Source organism: Nonomuraea sp. 3-1Str, assembly GCF_031570565.1.
Classification (GTDB): domain Bacteria; phylum Actinomycetota; class Actinomycetes; order Streptosporangiales; family Streptosporangiaceae; genus Nonomuraea.
This window is the reverse complement of record NZ_JALHBK010000012.1, coordinates 183,325-203,413: the sequence shown is the minus strand read 5'-3', so window position 1 is coordinate 203,413 and position 20,089 is coordinate 183,325. Positions and strand designations below refer to the sequence as shown.

The 20,089-nt window shown below is 72.3% G+C and carries 14 protein-coding genes; 4 read left to right on the top strand and 10 right to left on the bottom strand.

The annotated features are described in order from the left end of the window. Positions 1-82: 82 nt before the first annotated feature. From MTP10_RS20960 to MTP10_RS20930, 7 genes are all read right to left on the bottom strand, one after another. Positions 83-1,804 carry an acyclic terpene utilization AtuA family protein gene (locus tag MTP10_RS20960; RefSeq protein ID WP_310711198.1) on the bottom strand — a complete coding sequence of 574 codons (1,722 nt, stop codon included), beginning with the start codon at positions 1,802-1,804 and terminating at the stop codon, positions 83-85. Next, positions 1,804-2,595, bottom strand: coding sequence for an enoyl-CoA hydratase-related protein (locus tag MTP10_RS20955; RefSeq protein ID WP_310711197.1), 792 nt, complete (start codon positions 2,593-2,595; stop codon positions 1,804-1,806). Before MTP10_RS20955 ends, MTP10_RS20960 begins: the two co-directional genes overlap by 1 nt. Then, positions 2,592-4,514 (bottom strand): biotin carboxylase N-terminal domain-containing protein, encoded by a 1,923-nt coding sequence (locus MTP10_RS20950; RefSeq protein ID WP_310711196.1) that lies wholly within the window; start codon positions 4,512-4,514, stop codon positions 2,592-2,594. The genes MTP10_RS20955 and MTP10_RS20950 overlap by 4 nt, the downstream gene beginning before the upstream one ends. Further along, a complete protein-coding gene (locus tag MTP10_RS20945; RefSeq protein ID WP_310711243.1) occupies positions 4,511-6,043 on the bottom strand; it encodes a carboxyl transferase domain-containing protein in 1,533 nt (510 codons plus the stop codon). The genes MTP10_RS20950 and MTP10_RS20945 overlap by 4 nt, the downstream gene beginning before the upstream one ends. Before the next feature lie 53 nt (positions 6,044-6,096). Continuing rightward, positions 6,097-6,726 (bottom strand): TetR/AcrR family transcriptional regulator, encoded by a 630-nt coding sequence (locus MTP10_RS20940; protein WP_310711195.1) that lies wholly within the window; start codon positions 6,724-6,726, stop codon positions 6,097-6,099. A 97-nt stretch (positions 6,727-6,823) separates the two neighbouring features. Further along, positions 6,824-9,262: a protein kinase domain-containing protein gene (locus tag MTP10_RS20935; protein WP_310711194.1), complete on the bottom strand. Its 2,439-nt coding sequence runs from the start codon at positions 9,260-9,262 to the stop codon at positions 6,824-6,826. 182 nt (positions 9,263-9,444) lie between these two features. Then, positions 9,445-10,806: an FAD-linked oxidase C-terminal domain-containing protein gene (locus MTP10_RS20930; protein WP_310711192.1), complete on the bottom strand. Its 1,362-nt coding sequence runs from the start codon at positions 10,804-10,806 to the stop codon at positions 9,445-9,447. A 70-nt stretch (positions 10,807-10,876) separates the two neighbouring features. On the opposite strand from MTP10_RS20930, the gene MTP10_RS20925 reads away from it, so the two are divergent. Continuing rightward, a complete protein-coding gene (locus MTP10_RS20925) occupies positions 10,877-11,434 on the top strand; it encodes a hypothetical protein (protein WP_310711191.1) in 558 nt (185 codons plus the stop codon). Between the two features lie 27 nt (positions 11,435-11,461). On the opposite strand, the gene MTP10_RS20920 is transcribed toward MTP10_RS20925, so the two are convergent. After that, a complete protein-coding gene (locus MTP10_RS20920; RefSeq protein ID WP_310711190.1) occupies positions 11,462-12,670 on the bottom strand; it encodes an aminotransferase class I/II-fold pyridoxal phosphate-dependent enzyme in 1,209 nt (402 codons plus the stop codon). 210 nt (positions 12,671-12,880) lie between these two features. Between MTP10_RS20920 and ctaD the strand changes: the two genes are divergently transcribed. The 3 genes from ctaD (at position 12,881) to MTP10_RS20905 (ending at position 18,462) form a co-directional block, all read left to right on the top strand. Further along, positions 12,881-14,533 (top strand): cytochrome c oxidase subunit I, encoded by a 1,653-nt coding sequence (gene ctaD, locus MTP10_RS20915; protein WP_310711189.1) that lies wholly within the window; start codon positions 12,881-12,883, stop codon positions 14,531-14,533. 146 nt (positions 14,534-14,679) lie between these two features. Then, on the top strand, positions 14,680-17,439 hold the full coding sequence (locus tag MTP10_RS20910) for an immune inhibitor A domain-containing protein (RefSeq protein ID WP_310711188.1): 2,760 nt from the start codon (positions 14,680-14,682) through the stop codon (positions 17,437-17,439). Positions 17,440-17,523: 84 nt separating this feature from the next. Beyond that, entirely contained in the window at positions 17,524-18,462 is a 939-nt protein-coding gene (locus MTP10_RS20905; protein WP_310711187.1) for a diacylglycerol kinase family protein, read from the top strand. A gap of 33 nt (positions 18,463-18,495) precedes the next feature. Here MTP10_RS20905 and MTP10_RS20900 read toward each other — a convergent pair whose 3' ends face one another. After that, positions 18,496-19,734, bottom strand: a complete 1,239-nt coding sequence (locus MTP10_RS20900) for a sigma-70 family RNA polymerase sigma factor (protein WP_310711185.1) — start codon at positions 19,732-19,734, stop codon at positions 18,496-18,498. Beyond that, positions 19,731-20,087 carry a YciI family protein gene (locus MTP10_RS20895; protein ID WP_310711184.1) on the bottom strand — a complete coding sequence of 119 codons (357 nt, stop codon included), beginning with the start codon at positions 20,085-20,087 and terminating at the stop codon, positions 19,731-19,733. The genes MTP10_RS20900 and MTP10_RS20895 overlap by 4 nt, the downstream gene beginning before the upstream one ends. Positions 20,088-20,089 lie beyond the last annotated feature (2 nt).

The following is a 20,089-nucleotide window of genomic DNA, read 5'->3' as shown; positions in this document are numbered from 1 at the left end:
GGTGGGACGACCCGCGAGGGCGGCCTCATCAGCCGCGACGGCACGCTTCCCGCCGGGGATCAGGCACACTTCCCGCAGGGGGTCAGGGGAGCAGCTCTTCGGGGACGTCCACGAGCCGGGCGCGCAGCTCCTCGCCGAGGGCCTTGGCCTGCGGGTCCATGCGCGGGCTGGCGGCCACGCCGCGGCCGAGGAGGCCGTGCACGACGAAGTTCAGGGCGTTGAGGTTGGGGAACGCGTAGCGGTCGATCCGGTGGGGGGCCAGGTCGGGCAGGAGCTCCTTCAGCCGGGCCGTGGTGAGGGTGGCGGCCAGCCAGGCGTACCGCTCGGCCGTGGTGACCCAGACGCCCAGGTTCGCGTTGCCGCCCTTGTCGCCCGAGCGGGCGCCCATGATCCGGCCCAGGGGGACACGCCGTCCGCCGCCGAGCCGGTGCGCGGTCGCCGCGCCGGGGCCTTCCGGGGCGCCGGCGGGACCGCTCACGGGGGCGTCGGCTGGACCGCTCACGGGGGCGCCGGCGGTGGCGCGTTCCTCCGGCTCCGGCGGGAGGGGACGGCCGTTGAGATACACGGCCGACCGGACCTCCCCGGCCGGCACCAGGACCGGCCAGTAGACGCCGTACGGCGTGGCGTCGCCCGGAGGCGTCAGCGCGTGGAAGCCCGGGTAGCCGGCCAGGCCCGTCTCCACCACGGCCGAGGAGAAGGCGCGGCCCGCCGTGCGCCGGTCCGCGTCCATGACGGTGATCCGCAGCAGCCCCCGGTCCGTGAGCGTGACGTCCACCTGGTCGAACGACTCCCGCGGCACCCGCGCCCAGATCGCCTCCTCCGCGACCCGCGCCTTGGCCTCGACGTCCAGGCCCGTCAGGACGAGCGTCATCGTGTTGCGGTAGCCGGCCGGGACGGTCACCGCGACCTTGAGCGTGTCCGGCGGCGGCTCGCCGCGCACGCCCGAGATCCGGACGCGGTCCGGCCCCTCCTGTGACAGCGTGACGGTGTCGAAGCGCGCCACCACGTCCGGCCCGGGGTAGCGGGGCCCGGCGATCTCGTACACGAGCTGCGCCGTGACCGTGCCCACCGAGACGAGCCCGCCCGTGCCGGGGTGCTTGGTGATGACCGAGGACCCGTCGGCGTGCAGCTCGGCGATCGGGAAGCCGCAGTGGGCGAGGTCCGGCACCTCCTGGAAGAAGGCGTAGTTGCCGCCCGTGGCCTGGCAGCCGCACTCGATCACGTGTCCCGCCACCACCGAGCCGGCCAGCGCGTCCAGGTCGTCCGGGCCCCAGCCGTACCGCCAGATGCCGGGGCCCGTCACCAGGGCCGCGTCGGTGACACGGCCGGTCACCACGACGTCCGCGCCCGCCGCGAGCGCCCTGGCGATCGGCCGGCCGCCGAGGTAGGCGTTGGCGGTCAGCGGCGCGGCGTCGAGCCGCTCACCGGTGTCGGCGTTGACCAGGTCGAGCGGCCGGCCGGTGAGGTCGTCCCCCGTGACGTACGCGACGTCGGGGGACAGGCCGAGCCGGGCGGCCAGCTCGTGGACGGCCTCGGCGCAGCCGGCGGGGTCGAGCCCGCCCGCGTTGGCGACGATCCGGACGCCGCGGTCCAGGCACGGCCCCAGCACGTCCTCCAGCTGCCGCAGGAACGTCGGCGCGTAGCCGGGGCGGCCCTTGAGGCGGTTGCCGGCCAGGATGAGCATGGTCAGCTCGGCCAGCCAGTCGCCGGTCAGCACGTCGATGGGCCCGCCCTCGACCATCTCCCGCGCGGCCGACAGCCGGTCGCCGTAGAAGCCGCTGCAGTTGGCGACGCGCAGCGCCATCACGCCTCCGGCTTGTCCGGGACCCACGAGGGCGGGCGCTTGGCCATGAACGCGGCGATCCCCTCCTGCCCCTCCTGCGAGGTGAAGCGCTGCGCCGACAGCGCCGCCATCCGCCGCAGCCCCTCCTCGAACGGCATCGCCGGCACCTCGCGCACCAGCCGCTTGGTGATCGCCAGCGCCTCCGGCCCGCCCCTGACGAGCATGTCGGCGTAGTGCGCCACCGCCGCGTCGAGCTCCTGCGCCGGCACGGCCTTCGACAGCAGCCCCATCTCCACGGCCCTGGCGGCGTCGAACACCTCGCCGGTCATCAGGTACTCGGCCGCCGCCCTCGGCTGCAGCCTGCGCAGCACCGGTACGGAGATCATCGCGGGCACCACGCCGAGCCGCACCTCGGTGAACGCGAACGACGCCGTCAGCGGCGCGACCGCGAAGTCGCAGGCGGCCACCAGGCCGAGCCCGCCGGCCCGCGCGGTGCCGTTGAGCCGGCAGACGACCGGCTTCGGGCTCTCCCAGATGAGCGCCAGGACCTCCGGGAACGACGCCGTCACCGGAGCGTCCGCGGCGGCGGAGGAGGGCTCGATCCGCTGCTCCTTCAGGTCGGCGCCGGAGCAGAACACCGGGCCGGTGCCGGTCAGCACAATGACCCGCGCCTCCGGCTCGGCCAGCGCCCAGGTCAGCCGTTCCTCCAGGTCGCCGAGCAGCCGCACGGACAGCGCGTTGCGGTTCGGCGGCGAGTCGAGCGTGATCGTCGCCACGCCGCCGGCGAGCTCCCTGTGGACCAGGCGCGTCATGTGTTCTCCTCGTCGATGATCGCCAGCACCGCCCCGGCCTCGACCTGGTCGCCCTTCGCCACGCGCAGGGCGGACACGGTCCCGGTGGCGGGCGCGGTGATCCGATGCTCCATCTTCATCGCTTCCAGCACCAGGACGGGCTGCCCCTTGTCCACGCGCTGCCCTTCCTTGACCTCCACCCGGAGAACGGCGCCCGGCATGGGCGCGAGCAGCGAGCCGGGCGCGGCCCGCTCGGCCGGCTCCGGCAGGCGCGGGACGGGGGTCAGCTCGGCGTGCGCGGCGGGCGAGTCGACGTAGACCTTGCCGCCGTGGCACGCCACCCGGAACGCCTGCCGTACGCCGCCGTCCTCCAGCACGACCCGGTCAGGCTCGGCGGAGACGAGGACGACGCCGTCCGGGAGCGGGTCGTAGACCGCCTCCGCCTCCTCGAAGCGGGCGGCGCGTGGCTGCGAGCGGACGTTGCGCCAGCCGCCGGGCAGGCTGGCGAGGACGCGCGCGTCACGGCGGTGGGCGGCGGCGCCGGCCAGCGCGGCGGCGAGCACGGCCAGGGGCGGCGGCTCCGGCGGCCCGGGCGGCAGCAGCGCGTCGCGGTGCTCGTCCAGGAAGCCGATGTGCGTGTCGCCGGCGCGGAACGCCGGATGGTCCAGGACGGCGACCAGCAGGTCCCGGTTGGTGGTGACGCCGTGCAGCCGGGCGCGCCGCAGCGCCGCCGCCAGCCTCCTGACCGCCTCCCCGCGCGTGGCCGCGTGCGCGACCACCTTGGCCAGCATCGCGTCGTAGTACGGCGGCACCACGGAGCCCGACTCCACCCCGGAGTCCACCCGGACCCCGTCCGGGATCTCGAAGCGCCACAGGGTGCCGGTCTGCGGCAGGTGGTCGCGGTCCTCGGCGTACAGGCGGGCCTCGACGGCATGACCGCGCGGCCGGGGCGGCTCCTCCGGCAGCGCCGCGCCCTCGGCGACCTCCAGCTGCAGCCGCACCAGGTCCAGCCCGTACACCTGCTCGGTCACCGGGTGCTCCACCTGGAGGCGGGTGTTCATCTCCAGGAACGCCACCCGCTCGCCCCTGACCAGGAACTCCACGGTGCCCGCGCCGACGTAGCCGATCGCGCGGGCGGCGCGGACGGCCGCGTCGCGCAGCGTCTCCCGCGTCGCGTCGCCGACGCCCGGCGACGGGCACTCCTCGATCACCTTCTGGTGGCGGCGCTGGATGCTGCACTCGCGCTCGCCGAGCGTCCACACGGTCCCGTGGGTGTCGGCGAGGATCTGCACCTCGACGTGCCGGGCGCCCTCCAGCAGCGGCTCCGCGAACACCGTGCCCTCGCCGAATGCCGCCTCGGCCTCTCGCCGCGCCGACGCCGCCTGCGCGGCGAGGTCGGCCGGGGAGCGCACGACGCGCATCCCGCGCCCGCCGCCCCCCGCCGACGCCTTCACCAGCAGCGGGTACTCCAGCAGCAGCGGGTCCTCCGGATCCGGCGCGTCCTCCGAATCCTGGGCGTCCTCCGGAGCGGGCAGGACGATCGACGGCAGGACCGGGACGCCCGCCTCCGCCATCAGCCGCTTGGCCTCGACCTTCGACCCCATCGCGGCGACCGCCTCCGGCGGCGGCCCCACCCACACGAGCCTCGCCCCCAGCACGGCCCGCGCGAAGTCCGCGCTCTCCGACAGGAACCCGTACCCGGGGTGGACCGCGTCGGCGCCCGACGCCCGGCACGCCGCCACGATCCGCTCGATCGCCAGGTACGTGTCCGCGGGCCGCGTGCCCGTCAGCCGTACCGCGAAGTCGGCCTCGGCCACGTGCGGCGCGGAGGCGTCGGCGTCGGAGAACACGGCGACGGTCTCGATCCCCAGCGCGCGGCAGGTCCGGAACACCCGGCGCGCGATCTCCCCACGGTTGGCGACCAGCAGGCGTGTGATCACGGCCGGAACACCCCGTAACCCGCCGCCTCGGGCACCGGCGCGCTGTTGACGGCCGACAGGCACAGCCCCAGCACGGTCCGGGTGTCGCGCGGGTCGATCACCCCGTCGTCGTACAGTCGCCCGGACAGGAAGAACGGCAGCGACTCCGCCTCCACCTGCGCCTCCACCATGGCCCTCATCGCCGCGTCCGCCTCCTCGTCGTACACCTGCCCGCGCGCCCGCGCGGAGGCGCGGCCGACGATCGACAGCACCCCGGCGAGCTGCGCCGGCCCCATGACCGCGGACTTGGCGCTGGGCCAGGCGAACAGGAACCTCGGCTCGTACGCCCGGCCGCACATGCCGTAGTTCCCGGCCCCGTACGAGGCGCCCATGACCACGGTGAGGTGCGGCACGGTCGAGTTGGACACCGCGTTGATCATCATGGCGCCGTGCTTGATGATGCCGCGCTGCTCGTACTCCTTGCCGACCATGTAGCCCGTGGTGTTCTGCAGGAACAGCAGCGGCGTGCGGGTCTGGTTGGCGAGCTGGATGAACTGGGTGGCCTTCTGCGCCTCCTCGCTGAACAGCACGCCGCGCGCGTTGGCCAGAATGCCGAGGGGGTAGCCGTGCAGCCGCGCCCACCCGGTCACCAGCGACGACCCGTACAGCGGCTTGAACTCCTCGAACTCGCTGCCGTCCACGATCCGGGCGATCACCTCGCGCGGGTCGAACGGCACGCGCAGGTCGTCCGGCACGATCCCGAGCAGCTCCTCGGCGGGGTGGGCGGGCTCGCGCACGGGCAGTGGCGCCGCGCCGAGCTTGCGCCAGCCGAGCGAGCGGACGATCCGCCGTCCGATGCGCAGCGCGTCGTGCTCGTCCGCGGCGAGGTGGTCGGCCAGGCCGCTCACGCGGGCGTGCATCTCGGCGCCGCCCAGCGACTCGTCGTCGGACTCCTCGCCGGTCGCCATCTTCACCAGCGGCGGCCCGCCCAGGAACACCTTCGCCCGTTCGCGGACCATCACCACGTAGTCGCTCATCCCGGGCACGTAGGCGCCGCCGGCGGTGGAGTTGCCGAAGACGAGCGCGATCGTCGGGACCCCGGCGGCCGACAGCCGCGTCAGGTCCCGGAACACCTGCCCGCCCGGGATGAAGATCTCCTTCTGCGTCGGCAGGTCCGCGCCGCCGCTCTCCACGAGATTGACGTACGGCAGGCGGTTGCGCAGGGCGATGTCGGAGGCGCGCAACGTCTTCCTGAGCGTCCACGGGTTGGAGGCGCCGCCGCGGACCGTCGGGTCGCTGGCGCAGACCACGCACTCGACGCCCTCGATCACCCCGATCCCCGTCACGACGCTCGCGCCCACCGGGAAGTCGCTGCCCCAGGCGGCCAGCGGCGACAGCTCCAGGAACGGGGAGTCGGGGTCGAGCAGCAGCTCGATCCGCTCGCGGGCGAGCAGCTTGCCGCGCCGGCGGTGCCGCTCGCGGTACTTCTCACCGCCGCCCGCGACCGCCTTGGCGTGCTCGGCGTCCAGCTCGGCCAGCTTGGCCAGCATCGCCTCGCGCCGCCGCGCGTGCTCGGGGTCGGCCGGGTCGATCCTGCTCGTGATCACGTGTCCTCCCCTGAAGTCGACGCCGGCGTCAACCCGATGGCCCGGGCCCACAACCTCGTCAGCAGATCCACGGCCGCGCGCTCCTCGGCGGGCTCGCCGAGGTCGAGCCAGACGCGCGCGAAGTGCTCGACCATGCCGCCCAGCATGACGGCGGTGAGCCGCGGATCGAGCGACGGGTCGGCCAGGCCCTGCTCCTGGAGGCGGCGCAGCCCGTCGGCGCCGCGCCGCACGAACACCTCCCGCAGCTCCAGCAGCAGCTCGCGCAGGCCCTCCTCGGCCGCGGCCTGCTCCAGCATCCGCACCAGCCGGGAGTTGGCCGACCAGGCGCGCAGGTAGAGCCGGTTGGCCGCCTCGATGCGCGCGTACGGGTCGCCGGGCGCCGCCGGGCCCACCACGCTCGCCGCGAACATCTCGCCCACCACGGCGCCGGCCACCTCGCGGAAGAGGTCCTCCTTGGACCCGAAGTACGTGTAGAAGGTGCCGTGCGAGACGCCGGCCCTGGCGCACACGTCGTCGACGCGCACGGCCTCGTACCCCTGCTCGTCGAACGCCTCGCGGCCGGCCCGCACCAGCGCGGCCCTGGTGCGCCGGCCCCGGGCCGTCAGCGTCTCGGACCTGACGATCACGTCAACAGCGTAACTCCGGCCGCCGAAAGGGGGAAGGCCCGCTCGCGACGGTCGTCGCGGGCGGGCCTTCCCTCACGTGCCGCTGCGGGGCGGGTCCTCAGCCGCAGTGGCTCCAGCCGGACTTCCAACTCAGCGTCTTCCAGGAGCCGCCCCAGATGACGCACTGCTTCTTGGCGCCCAGGCGCACCGGCCCCGCGTACGCGGTGAAGCTGCCGGGGTTCGAGCCGCTGGACCCGCCCTTCACCTGGAGGACGGCGTTCATCGCGACCTTGCCCGGATACACGAGCTTGGACATGGTGACCACGCAGTTCTTGCCCGCACCCGTGTCGTAGAGCAGGTAGACGGTCGCGCTGCCGCCCAGCGCGTGGCTGTCGATCACCTTGTAGCCCGTGCCGCACACCTGCGCCGGCGTGTACGGGTTCGGCTTCAGCGGGGCGGCCGTCGGCTTGGCGGTCGGCTTGACCGTCGGCTTGACGGTGGGCCTGGCCGTGGGCTTCGCGGTCGGCCTGGCCGTGGACTGCGCCGGAGGCGGCTCGACCGTGCCGGTGTCCGCGCCGCTCGTGGGCTCCGTGGCCGGGTCCACCTGGTTGTCCGGCTTCTTGGTCTTCGTCGGCTTCGTGGCGGGCTCGGAGGTCTTGTCGGCCGGGGTCTCCTTCGTGTGCTGCGGAGGCGCGACCGTGGCCGGGATCTGGACCTGGGTGGGGATCGGCTGGAGCGGGCTCGGCTGCTTCTGCGCCGCTCCCGTCTCCGACGGATTCGTCTCCTCCAGCTCCGGCGGCGGGACCGTGTCGTCCGTCTCCGGGATGATCACGTCCGCCGGCGGCTCCAGGGGCTGGCCGCCGCCCGAGCCGTCGGTGGGCGTCACCTGCGAGCGGTTGCCCACGGCGACGACCTCGGTGGGCTTGTCGGCGTTCGCCTGGACGACGACCGCGCCGGCCACGACCAGGAGCGCCGCCGCGGCCGCGCCCGAGAGGGCGAACGTCAGGGTGCGGCGATGCTTGGCCGCCTGACCGCCCTCCCCGTCCGGTCCGTTCTGCCCGCCCGGACCGGTGGGGCCGGTGGGACCGCCCTGCCGCCGGGTGGGCCCGGCCGGGCCGTTCCCGCCGCCGTGCGGCCCTTGGGCGCCGGGGTGTCCGGCTGCGGGGTGCTGGGCGCCGGGATGTCCGGCTCCGGGGTGCTGGGTGCCGGGGTGGCCGAAGGGGGGCGCCTCCCGGCCCGGCCAGGCACCCTGAGGGCCTCCGCCGGGCGCCGCGGGGTGACCGCCGCCCGCGCCGGGCTGACCGCCCGGCGCCGCCTGCGGCATGCCGGGATGCTGCGCGCCCGCCTGCTGAGCTCCGGCGGGGTACGGGGCGCCGGGGTGCTGACCACCGGGCTGCGGACCGCCGGGCTGAGGGCCACCCGCCTGGGGAACGCCCTGATGGGGGGCTCCCTGGTGAGGAGCATCGTGCTGAGGACTGCCGTGCTGAGGAGCGCCGGGGTGCTGGCCGCTCGGGTGCGGGCCGCTCGGGTGCGGGCCGCTCGGGTGCGGGCCGCTCGGGTGCGGGCCGCTCGGGTGCGGGCCGCTCGGGTGCGGGCCGCTCGGGTGCGGGCCCGCGGGCTGCTGCGGCACGTGGGGGAGCTGGGCGCCCGTCTGGTGCGGGCCGGCGACCTGAGGCCCGCCGGGGACGGCCTGGCTCCCCGGAACGGCCTGGCTGCCCGTGACCGGCTCGACCGCCGCCCTGGGCGCCGGCTGCCCGGTGAGCCGCACGATCAGCTCGTCCGCGCTCGGCCGCAGCGCCGGGTCCTTGGACAGGCACAGGGCCACCAGCTCGCCGAGCGTCCCGTCCATCCCGCCGAGCTGCGGCTCCTCGTGCAGGATGCGGTTCATCACCACGGGGATGGAGTCGGAGCCGAACGCCGGCGTGCCCGTCGCGGCGTACACCATGGTGACGCCCCACGCGAACACGTCCGCGGCCTCCGACACCGCGGAGCCGCTGAGCTGCTCCGGCGCGAGGTACGACGGCGTGCCCATGGCCATGCCGGTGGCCGTCGCGCCCGGCGAGTCGAGCGCCCGCGCGATGCCGAAGTCGATCACGACCGGGCCCTCGGGGCCCATGAGCACGTTGGCCGGCTTCAGGTCGCGGTGCAGGATCCCGGCCCGGTGGATGGCCGCCAGCGCGGTCGCGGTGCTGATCGCCAGCCGCTCCAGGGCGGCCCCCCGGCGCGGCCCCTCGTTGATGACGAGCTCACGCAGCGACGGCCCGGGCACGAACTCGCTGACGATGTACGGCCGGCTGCCCTCCAGGTCGGCGTGGAGCACGGGGGCGGTGCAGAACCGGGCGACCCGCTGGGCCACGGCCACCTCCCGCAGGAAGCGGGTGCGGGCGTCGGGGTCGGCGACCGCCGCATGGTGCAGCAGCTTGACCGCCACCTGCTCGCCGGAGTCGCTACGGCCGAGATAGACGACTCCCTGGCCCCCCTCGCCGAGACGGCCCAGGAGGTCGTAGGCCCCCAGCCGTCGCGGGTCGTCCGCCGCCAACGGCTGGTACTGATCCACGTTGAACCCCCATGACCACGCATGATTTATCAACAACTGGGGCAGAACGCTACCAGCGTGGTGCTTGGTGCGTGGCCCGGCCTTGCGTTTTCTTTCACGATTTGTCGGCTCATGTCAGCGTTTGTGTACGGATTGTGGCCAGGACCACGCCCGTCGTCATGCCCGGAATCCGGAGGAACGGCTCAGATCGCCTTGCCCGGGTTGAGGATGCCCAGCGGGTCGAACACCGCCTTGATCCCGTGCTGCACCTCCCGCGTGACCGGCCCCGCCTCCAGCGCCAGCCACCGGCGCTTGAGCAGGCCGACCCCGTGCTCGCCGGTCAGCGTGCCGCCGAGCTCCAGCGCCCGGGTGAAGACCTCGTCGGCCGCCGCCCACACGCTCGCCGGCGGCTCGGCCAGGCCGTGCTCGAAGATGAACACCGGGTGCAGGTTTCCGTCGCCGGCGTGCGCGACCGTGCAGATCCGCACGTCGTGCCGGGCCCCGGCCGCCTCGATCGCGCCGATCATCTCGGGCAGCACCGAGCGGGGCACGCACACGTCCTCCACCAGGCACGCCCCGAGCCGCTCCTTGGCCTCGTAGGCCATGCGGCGCACGCCGATCAGCTCCTCGGTCTCCTGCGGGCTGGAGGAGACGGCCACGAACGACGCCCCGTTCTGCACGCACAGCCGCTCCATCCGCTCGACGGCGGCCTGGCCGTCGGAGGCGTCTGACTGGCCGATGAGCATGGCGTTCACCCCGGGCTCCAGGCCGATGTGGCGCCAGTCGTCGATCGCCTCCAGCGTCGCCCGGTCCAGCAGCTCCATCAGGGACGGCTGGCAGCCGGCCGCCATGATGGCCGACACGGCCGCGCCCGCCGCGCGCAGCGACCCGAACTCCGCGGCGAACGTCGCCGGCGGGGCCGCGGGCGCGCGGCGCAGCCGTACCGTGGCCGAGGTGATGACGCCGAGCGTGCCCTCCGAGCCGACGAACAGCCCGGTCAGGTCGTAGCCCGTGACGCCCTTCATCGTGCGGCGGCCGGTGTGGAGGACGCGGCCGTCGGCCAGCACCACCTCCAGGCCCAGCGCGGAGTCGCGCGTCACGCCGTACTTGACGCAGCGCAGCCCGCCCGCGTTGGTCGCCAGGTTCCCGCCGATCGTGGAGATCTCGTATGACGACGGGTCCGGCGCGTACATGAGCCCGTGCTCCCGGGCCGCCCTGTCCAGGTCGGCGGTGATCACGCCGGGCTCCACGACGGCGATCTCGTCGGCGGGGGACAGCTCCCTGATGGCCGTCATGCGCGCCAGCGACAGGACGAGCGCGCCCTCGGTGGCCGTGGCCGCCCCGGCGAGGCCCGAGCCGGCGCCGCGCGGGACGACCGGGACGCGGTGCTCGCCGGCCCAGCGCAGCGTCGCGACGACGTCGTCGCGGGAGGCGGCGAGCACCACGCCGACGGGCTGGCCGGGCTCGACGAACGTGCGGTCACGGGCGTAGGAGGCGGCCACGTCGGGATCGGTCACGACTCGGCCGGCGGGCAGCGCGTTCACCAAGGCGTCTATGGGTCTCACATGAAGAACCTTACGGTTTGCGTGGATCGAGGCTTGAGGCCAGACTGCCCGGGTGGAAGTGACGTGTCCGGTGTGTTCCCAGGTTGACCAGGTCATCGCAGTCCCGGGAGCGGTGGCGGCGGGGACCACGTACCGGATCGGGCGCGTCCGCCTTCCCGGGGAGCGCGAGATCGCCGACCTGCCGGCCGCCGTGTCGCTGGGCGCCACGAAGCACCTGATGAGCCGTACGCAGCTCGCGGTGTGGATGTCGTTCCCCAGCCGCCAGTACGCGCCCTGGGTGCGCAACCAGGGCTACATCCTGCTCGGCGTGGCCGCCCTCGTGCACCTGGTGGTGTCGCTGGTGATCGCGATGGGCAAGGACTCGAACTGGGGCGAGGTGCTGCTCGCCCCGTTCTGCCTGACCGGCCTGTTCTGGGGGTTCGGCCTGCTGCAGGTGCTCGGCTCGTACGGGGCTCGCAGGCGGGACGAGGCCGAGGCGCCCGCCCGCGAGCAGGCGCTGCAGGTGTGGGAGCGCCTGCGTTACTGCTCGCGCGACAACGTGGTCTTCGAGCCCGGCGTCGGCGTCTCGGTGCACCCGAGCGAGACCCGCGACTACATCTTCGGCTTCAGGCGCGGCGGTCGCGCCTGAAGCCCGCCGGCCGGGCGGACCCGGGGGTCAGGCGCCGTGCTCGTCGGCGACGAGCCGCGCGCACACCGCGAGGCCGGTGATGGCCTGCTCCAGCTCGTCCAGCCCCGGGAAGGTGGGCGCGATGCGGATCACGCGGTCGTCGGGGTCCTGGCCGTACGGGTGGGTGGCGCCGGCCGGGGTGAGCGCGATGCCCGCCGCCTTGGCCTTGGCCACCACCTCGGCGGCGTGCGGCACCTCCAGGCTGACGAAGTAGCCGCCGATCGGGCTGGTCCAGGTGGCCAGGCCGCCCAGCTCCTTGGTCAGCACCCGGTCGACCAGCTCGAACTTCGGCCACACCAGCTCGGCGTGGCGCCGCATGTGCGCGGCCACGCCCTCGGCGTCGCGCAGGAACTCGACGTGACGCAGCTGGTTGATCTTGTCGGGGCCGATGGACTGCTTGCCGGTGTTGTGCAGGAACCACTCGACGTTCGCCGGGCTGGAGCCGAAGAAGGACACGCCGCTGCCCGCCAGCGTCACCTTGGAGGTGGAGGCGTAGACGAAGACGCGGTCGGCGTGGCCGTGCTCGGCGGCCAGCGCCAGCAGGTCGGCCAGCTCCGCCGGGGTGTCGGTGAGGTGGTGCACCGCGTAGGCGTTGTCCCAGAAGATCCGGAAGTCGGGCGCGGCGGCCGGCATGGCGGCCAGTCTGCGCACCGTCTCGTCGCTGTAGGTGGCGCCGGACGGGTTGCTGTACTTCGGCACGCACCACATGCCCTTGACGCTCGCGTCGGTGGCCACCAGACGCTCGACCACGTCCATGTCGGGGCCGTCGGCGTTCATCGGGACGGGCACCATCGTGATCCCGAACCGCTCGGTGATCGTGAAGTGCCGGTCGTATCCGGGCACGGGGCACAGGAACGTGACCTTCGGCTCCTCCACCCAGCGGCGCGTGGCGCCCGGCACCGCGTCGAGCAGCGCGAACGCGACCGTGTCGTGCATCAGGGCCAGGCTGGAGTTGCCCCCGACGACGAGTTGGCCGGCCGGCACCTGGACCAGCGGCGCGAACAGCTGGCGCAGCTCGGGCAGGCCCTGGAGGCCGCCGTAGTTGCGGCCGTCGGTCCCGTCGGCCGCGCGGTAGGACGTCGGCAGACGGAGCATGTCGTTGGAGAGATCCAGCTGGCGCGGGGACGGCTTGCCGCGGGTGAGGTCGAGCGAGAGGCCACGCTGGACGAGTTCGGCGTAGTCGCGCTGAGCGTTCACGAGATCTTCTCCTCCGGATGGGTCGGATACGAAGGATAGAAGACGCGGTTCCGGGAGCAGGAATCGGTTTCGGCATGTGGACGGCCCGCCAGCGACGAATCAGCGCGAACGGCTTCACGCGGAGCGATCGGTGGCGTGCAATGGAGGGGCATCGGGGGGCACCGGGGGACCGGCAAGGCAGGGCACCACTCCGCACAGGAGGGAGCAGTCGTGACGACTGTTCGCGAGACCTCGATCGCCCAGGTCAGGCGGCGCCGTACCGGCACCGTGATCGTCTCCTGGCTCACCACGACCGACCACAAGGTCATCGGCTACCTCTACCTGATCACGTCGTTCGCCTTCTTCCTGGTGGCCGGGGTCATGGCCATGGTGATCAGGGCCGAGCTGGCCCAGCCGGGCATGCAGCTCGTCAGCCAGCACCAGTACAACCAGCTCTTCACGATGCACGGCACCGCGATGCTGCTCATGTTCGCCACGCCGCTGTTCGCCGGGTTCGCCAACGTGGTGATGCCCTTACAGATCGGCGCGCCGGACGTGGCGTTCCCGCGGCTGAACGCGGTGGCGTACTGGCTGTTCCTGTTCGGCAGCCTGATCGCAGTGGCCGGGTTCTTCACGCCGGGCGGCGCGGCCGACTTCGGGTGGTTCGCCTACACGCCGCTGTCCACGGCGACGTACTCGCCGACCATGGGCGGCGACCTGTGGATCATGGGGCTCGCGCTGTCGGGCCTGGGCACGATCCTCGGGTCGGTCAACTTCATCACCACGATCATCGGGATGCGCGCCCCGGGCATGACGATGTTCCGGATGCCGATCTTCACCTGGAACGTCCTGCTGACCAGCATGCTCGTGCTCATGGCGTTCCCCGTGCTGGCCGCCGCGCTGCTCGTGCTGGAGTCGGACCGCAAGCTCGGCACGCACGTGTTCGACGGGGCGAACGGCGGCCCCATGATCTGGCAGCACCTGTTCTGGTTCTTCGGCCATCCCGAGGTCTACATCATCGCGCTGCCGTTCTTCGGCATCGTCACCGAGGTCATCCCCGTCTTCAGCCGCAAGCCGCTGTTCGGCTACATGGGCCTGGTGGGGGCGACGATCGCCATCGCGGGCCTGTCGATGACCGTGTGGGCGCACCACATGTTCCCCACCGGCCAGGTGCTGCTGCCGTTCTTCTCGTTCATGACCTTCCTCATCGCCGTGCCGACCGGCGTGAAGTTCTTCAACTGGATCGACACCATGTGGCGCGGCCACATCAGTTTCCAGACGCCGATGCTGTTCGCGATCGGCTTCCTCGTCACGTTCCTGCTGGGCGGCCTGACCGGCGTCATCCTCGCCTCGCCGCCGCTGGACTTCCCCATCAGTGACACCTACTTCGTGGTGGCGCACTTCCACTATGTGGTGTTCGGCACGGTGGTGTTCGCGATGTTCGCGGGCTTCTACTTCTGGTGGCCCAAGATGACCGGCCGCATGCTGAACGACCGGCTCGGCAAGGTGCACTTCTGGACCCTGTTCGTCGGCTTCCACACGACCTTCCTCGTCCAGCACTGGCTGGGCGTGCTCGGCATGCCCCGCCGCTACGCCGACTACGGCGCCGCCGACGGCTTCACCACGTTGAACCAGATCTCGTCACTCGGCGCGTTCCTGCTGGGGCTGTCCACGCTGCCGTTCCTCCACAACGTCTGGAAGACCGCCCGCACCGCGCCGCGCGTGACCGTGGACGACCCGTGGGGCTTCGGCAACTCGCTCGAATGGGCCACCTCGTGCCCGCCGCCGCGGCACAACTTCACCTCCATGCCGCCGATCCGATCGGAGCGTCCCGCCTTCGACCTGCACTACCCGCACAGGTCTCCTCAGGGAGAGCAGGGCTAGGGCGGTCACGGACCCTTATTCTGAATTGTCCTAAATACATCACATTTCAACAACGCCCTTTACGTCCGCTTTACTCACCCTCTAACGTCCGGCATTGCACACCCCAAGGCCATGCGCCCGGCGATCCCGGGCAGAGAGGGTTCCTGGTGCCCAGCACGAAGCGCCTGTTAACAGCCATGCCGGCGGCGGCCCTGCTCGCTGCCGCGCTCACAGTCCCCGCGGCAACCTCCCAGGCCGCAGCGTCGGCGGCCGTGTACGAGCCGACCGCGGCCGACTACTACATCAACTACGCGCCGCCGCGCGACGAGCCCGAGCCGGGCGACCCGCCGTCCCCGAACAGCAGGCGCGCCCGCGCCCAGTCGCCGGCGCAGAAGGCCGACCGGAAGTACATCGAGGGCAATCCCGCCGCCGCCCGCGTCCTCGCGGCGCGCGAGCAGCAGGCCATCAAGACGGGCCGAAACCCCGCTGAATTCATCTTCAAGAACGCGAAGCAGTCAAAGACCGCCAAGCTCCTCACGCTGCTCGTCGAGTTCAACGAGAACGCCAACGACGACTTCTCCGGCTTCAACCGGCTGGCCACCCCCGACAGCGCCCCCGACGACTGCGTCGTCGAGCCGCCCGGCACCCTGAAGAACGGCCCGCTGCACAACAAGATCCCGGACCCGGCCACGCTGCCGCACCAGGACAACAACTCGTTCTGGGTCAAGGACTTCAGCACCGAGCACTTCAACAAGATGCTCTACACCGACAAGGGCATCACCGAGCGCGTCCGCCCAGACCTGAAGGACCCGCGCGACGGCAAGCCCGGCATCGACATCTCCGGCTTCACGATGAAGAAGATGTACGAGGAGATGTCCAAGGGCGCCTACTCCGTCACCGGCTCCGCCGTCGGCTGGATCAAGGCGCCGCACTCCGAGGCGTGGTACGGCGCGGCGGCCTGCGGCGGCGCGCCCCAGGACATGTCCGGCCACCCCGACAACCCGACCGGGGCCGGCCAGCTCGCCATCGACGCGGTCAACGTCCTCTCCCAGACCCAGCCGAGCTTCCCCTGGGCCGACTACGACGTCGAGGACGTCTCCGACGCCGACGGCGACGGCAACTACGCCGAGCCCGACGGCGTGATCGACCACCTCGTGCTCGTCCACGCCGGCAAGGACAAGTCCTCCGACGGCGGCGCCGAGGGCACGTACGCCATCTGGGCGCACTCCAGCGCGGTCGCCGGCGGCTACCAGGTCCCCGGCACCGACAAGAAGATCTCCAACTACATCGTGCAGCCCGAGGACTCCGGCGTCGGCGTCTTCGCCCACGAGTACGGCCACGACCTCGGCCTGCCCGACCTGTACGACACCAGCGGCGCCGCCAGCTCGGCCGTGGACTTCTGGGACCTCATGTCCAGCGGCTCCCACTCCGGGCCGATCTTCCAGTCGATGCCCACCCACATGGGCCTCTGGGACAAGTGGGTGCTCGGCTGGGCCAACCCGAAGGTGTTCGAGCCGGGCGACGCCGCCAAGCTCGTGACCGTCGGCCAGTCGTCGCGCACGCCGAAGCTCACCCAGGACGGCGTCCGCGTCAACCTCGCCTCCACGCCGCTGAAGATGATCGACCCGCACAGCGGCGCCAACGCGTGGTGGTCCGGCATGGACCAGGAATGGGCCAACGTCCACCTCACCCGTGACGTGCCCGTCCCCGCCGGCACCGACGTCCGCTTCTGGATGTGGAACAACTACGAGATCGAGGAGGACTGGGACTTCGGCTTCGTCGAGGTGTCCACCGACGGCGGCCAGACCTGGGCGCAGCAGAAGGTGTACGACGAGGCGGGCAACGAGGTCACCACCGCCGAGGACTACCCGGACCCGAACAAGAACCTCAAGACGTTCGGCAACAAGAAGTACGGCCTCACCGGCAACACCAACGGCTGGCGGCACGACTACGTCAACCTGACGCCGTTCGCGGGCAAGAGTGTCAAGCTCCGCCTGACGTACAACAGCGACGCGGCCTTCACCCCGCGCGGCTGGCACGCCGACGACTTCCAGCTCACCAACGGCGGCACCGCCGTGTGGAGCGACGACGTCGAGAACGGCGACAACGGGTGGAAGGCCACCGGCGGCACCTTCACCAACACCAGCGGCCAGGGCTGGACCATCAACAACGGCTCTCGCGAGGTCTCCCGCTTCTACCTCGCCGAGTGGCGCAACTTCGACGGGTTCGACAAGGGCCTGCAGTTCGCCTACGACAGCACGTACTCGCGTGACGGCGCGTGGAAGGTCCAGAAGGTCAAGTACAACGCCCCCGGCCTGCTGATCTGGTACCGCGACTCCACGTTCACCAACAACTCGATCGCCAACAACCTGGAGCTTTCGCCGAGCATCGGCTCCAAGGGCAGCCTCCTCGTGGTCGACTCCCACTACGACCCGCTGCGCCGCACCGGCACGGCGGCCGCCAAGGACCCGACCCGGCACAAGAACATGGAGGGCCGCTCGCAGTCGTCCAACGCCGCCTTCTCCTTCGGCAAGACGTACCCGTTCAAGGAGTGCCTGGAGGCCGCGGACGAGCCGTTCAGCGAGTACTGCACGGACGTCCCCGCGCTGAAGGGCGTGCCTGCCTTCACCGACGCCAAGACCTGGTACCCGGGCTTCGAGGTGCAGAACGGCAGCCTGTACTACCGCGACTTCGACGCCTCCACGGTGGTGCCGTCCAAGGGCGACCAGCAGTACAGCACCCGCGTCGTGCACCTCGACGGCACCCCCGCCACCGAGCTGTACGGCACGGACCTCGGCAACGGCCACAAGCTCGGCACCGGCAACCCCGGCGACGAGGGCAAGGCCCTGGGCGTCCAGTTCAAGCTGGTCTCCCCGCTGCCGGGCAACCTGGGCGCCGTCGTCCAGGTGATCCCGCCGAAGAAGTGAATCCCGGCCTGTCCCTGTAGGCCGGATCTGCAGGCCCTGTCCGTAGGGCCGCCGGGGCGACCGGCGGCCCTACGATGGGACACCATGAGCGAACTGCGCACCAAGGCCGAGCACACCGAGGCGATCCGCAAGGACCGTCGCGTGGCGGTGGTGATCAACACTCGCTCGCGCCGTGGCCGGCGCCACTACGTCGAGGTGATCGAGCAGCTCCACGACCTCGGGTTCGAGCCGCTGGCCGAGATCGGCGTCTACAACCCCAAGCGGCTGCGAGAGCTGCTCGACACCGCGCTCGCCACCCGCCCCGACCTGCTCATCGTCGGCGGCGGCGACGGCACGCTCTCCTCCGCCGTCCGCCACGTCGCCCACCGCGACGTCGCCCTCGGCGTACTGCCGCTCGGCACCACCAACAACTTCGCCCGCAGCCTCGGCCTGCCGCTCGACCTGCAGGGCGCGATCCGGGTGTTCGACACGGGCAAGGTCGCCGACATCGACCTGGGCATGGCCGACGACCGGCCGTTCGCCAACCTGGCCAGCTTCGGGGTGTCGGTCGAGGTGGCCGGCAAGGTCAAGCCGTGGCTCAAGCGCATCCTCGGCCGCCCCGCCTACCCGCTCACCGCCCTCACGGTCCTGCCGGGGCACCGGCCGTTCCGGGCCTACATCACGGTCGACGACCAGCGGCACGAGCTGCTCACCCACCAGCTCAACATCGCCAACGGCCGCTTCCACGGCGGCTGGCAGGTCGCCAAGGACATCAGCATCGACAACGGCATGCTCGTGGCCTACCAGCTCGGGTCCGGCAAGAAGCTGCGGCTGCTCGGCGAGACACTGGCCCGCGCCACGACGGGCCGCTGGCGCAGCCTCGCCGGCGGTCCCTTCGTCGTGGGCCGCGAGATGCTGCTGGAGACCGACCCGCCGATGGCGGCGGACGTGGACGGCGAGGTACGGCTGCGCACCCCGATCCGCCTCCGCGTGGTCCCCAACGGCGTCCGCGTCATGGTCCCCGCCTCCTTCGAGGACCGCTGACCCGCGCGAAGCCGGCTCGGTCAGGCGGCTGACTCACTGTTCCAGGTGGAGCCGGATCTCATCGAGCCGTTCGGCGAGGAAGGCGCGTTCGACGTCGTTGTCGCTCAGGGTCAGGGCCTCCTCGTACGCCTCGGCCGCCTGCGACCATCGGCGCAGCTGCCGCAGGAAGTCGGCGCGGGCGGCGCTCAGGTAGCCGTAGGTGGCCAGCGCCGGATCGGCGAACAGCGGCGTCAGCGCGTCGAGGCCGGCCCGCGGGCCGTCGCGCAGGCCCACGGCCACGGCACGGTTGAGCTCCACCACCGGTGAGGGCCACAGCCGAAGCAGGACGTCGTACAGCCCGACGATCTCCCTCCAGTCGGTGTCCTGCCAGGTCGGCGCCTCCGCGTGCACCGCGGCGATCGCGGCCTCGACGGCGTACCTCGTCGGTTGTCGCCGGCGCAACGCGTCGGTCAGCAGGCCCGTGCCCTCGTCGATCAGCCGGTGGTCCCAGCGCGTGCGGTCCTGCTCCGAGAGCAGCAGCAGGCGACCCGTGGGGGACAGCCGGGTGTCCGCACGCGCGTCGATGAGCAGCATGAGGGCGAGCAGGGCACTGATCTCGGCGTCGTTCGGCATGAGGAGGTGCAGCAGGCGCGCCAGGCTCAGCGCGCCGTCCACCAGGTCCCGGCGAACAAGGTGGGAGCCGACCGGCGCCGTATGGCCGGTGGTGAAGATCAGATGTACGACCTCCAGGACGGCGCTGACGCGTTCGGCGAGCTGGTCCGGCGACGGCACGCGGTACGGGATCCGCGCCACGGCGATCTTCTTCTTGGCGCGGGTGACGCGCGCGGCCATGGTGGCCTCGGGCACCAGGAACGCGCGGGCCACCTCGGCCGTCGACAGACCGCACACCAGCCGCAGCGTCAGGGCGATCTGGGCGTCACGGGACAGGGCGGGATGACAGCAGGTGAACACGAGCCGCAGACGGTCGTCGTCGAGGGCGTCCTCGGGGCCGGGCACCGACTCGTCCGCGACGAGCAGCGGCAGCGCCCTCCGCGCCACCGCCTCACGGCGCAACACGTCACGGGCCCGGTTGCGCGCGGTGGTCGTCAGCCAGGCGCCGGGGCGATCGGGAATGCCCGAGGACACCCAGCTCCGCAACGCCTGCGCGTACGCCTCCTGCGCGCACTCCTCCGCGAGATCGAGGTCCCGGGTCAGGTGGGCCGTGGCGGCCAGCACCCGGGACCATTCGCGGCGGTGCGCCTGCGCGACCGCCGCGACGACCTCCTCGGTCATCCGTGCTCCACCACCGGGCGGATCTCCACCCCGCTGTGACCGGCGGAGGCCTCGTACAGCCGTGTGGCCAGGGTCATCACCTCGTCGAGGTCGCCGGCTTCGATCAGGTAGTAGCCGCCCACCGCCTCCTTGGTCTCGAGGAACGGTCCGTCCGTCGTGGTGGCCCGGCCCGCGGCGTCCGCGCGCAGCGTGGTGGCGACGCTCGCCGGCTCCAGCTCATGCGTGTCGAGGACCGCGGGACCGGCCGCCGCGACGAGCGCACGATGACCCTCGGCGAGTTCCTGCCGCTCCTGGGCGGACATCGCGGCCCACTTCCGCTCGTCGCCGTAGATGAGGATCAGATACTTCGCCATGT

Excerpts from the sequence above, each read along its gene's own strand:
- MTP10_RS20960 (WP_310711198.1), bottom strand. The coding sequence starts at position 1,804 with ATGGCGCTGCGCGTCGCCAACTGCAGCGGCTTCTACGGCGACCGGCTG.
- MTP10_RS20955 (WP_310711197.1), bottom strand. The coding sequence starts at position 2,595 with ATGACGCGCCTGGTCCACAGGGAGCTCGCCGGCGGCGTGGCGACGATC.
- MTP10_RS20945 (WP_310711243.1), bottom strand. The coding sequence starts at position 6,043 with ATGCTGGCCAAGCTGGCCGAGCTGGACGCCGAGCACGCCAAGGCGGTC.
- MTP10_RS20905 (WP_310711187.1), top strand. The coding sequence starts at position 17,524 with ATGAGCGAACTGCGCACCAAGGCCGAGCACACCGAGGCGATCCGCAAG.
- MTP10_RS20900 (WP_310711185.1), bottom strand. The coding sequence starts at position 19,734 with ATGACCGAGGAGGTCGTCGCGGCGGTCGCGCAGGCGCACCGCCGCGAA.
- MTP10_RS20895 (WP_310711184.1), bottom strand. The coding sequence starts at position 20,087 with ATGGCGAAGTATCTGATCCTCATCTACGGCGACGAGCGGAAGTGGGCC.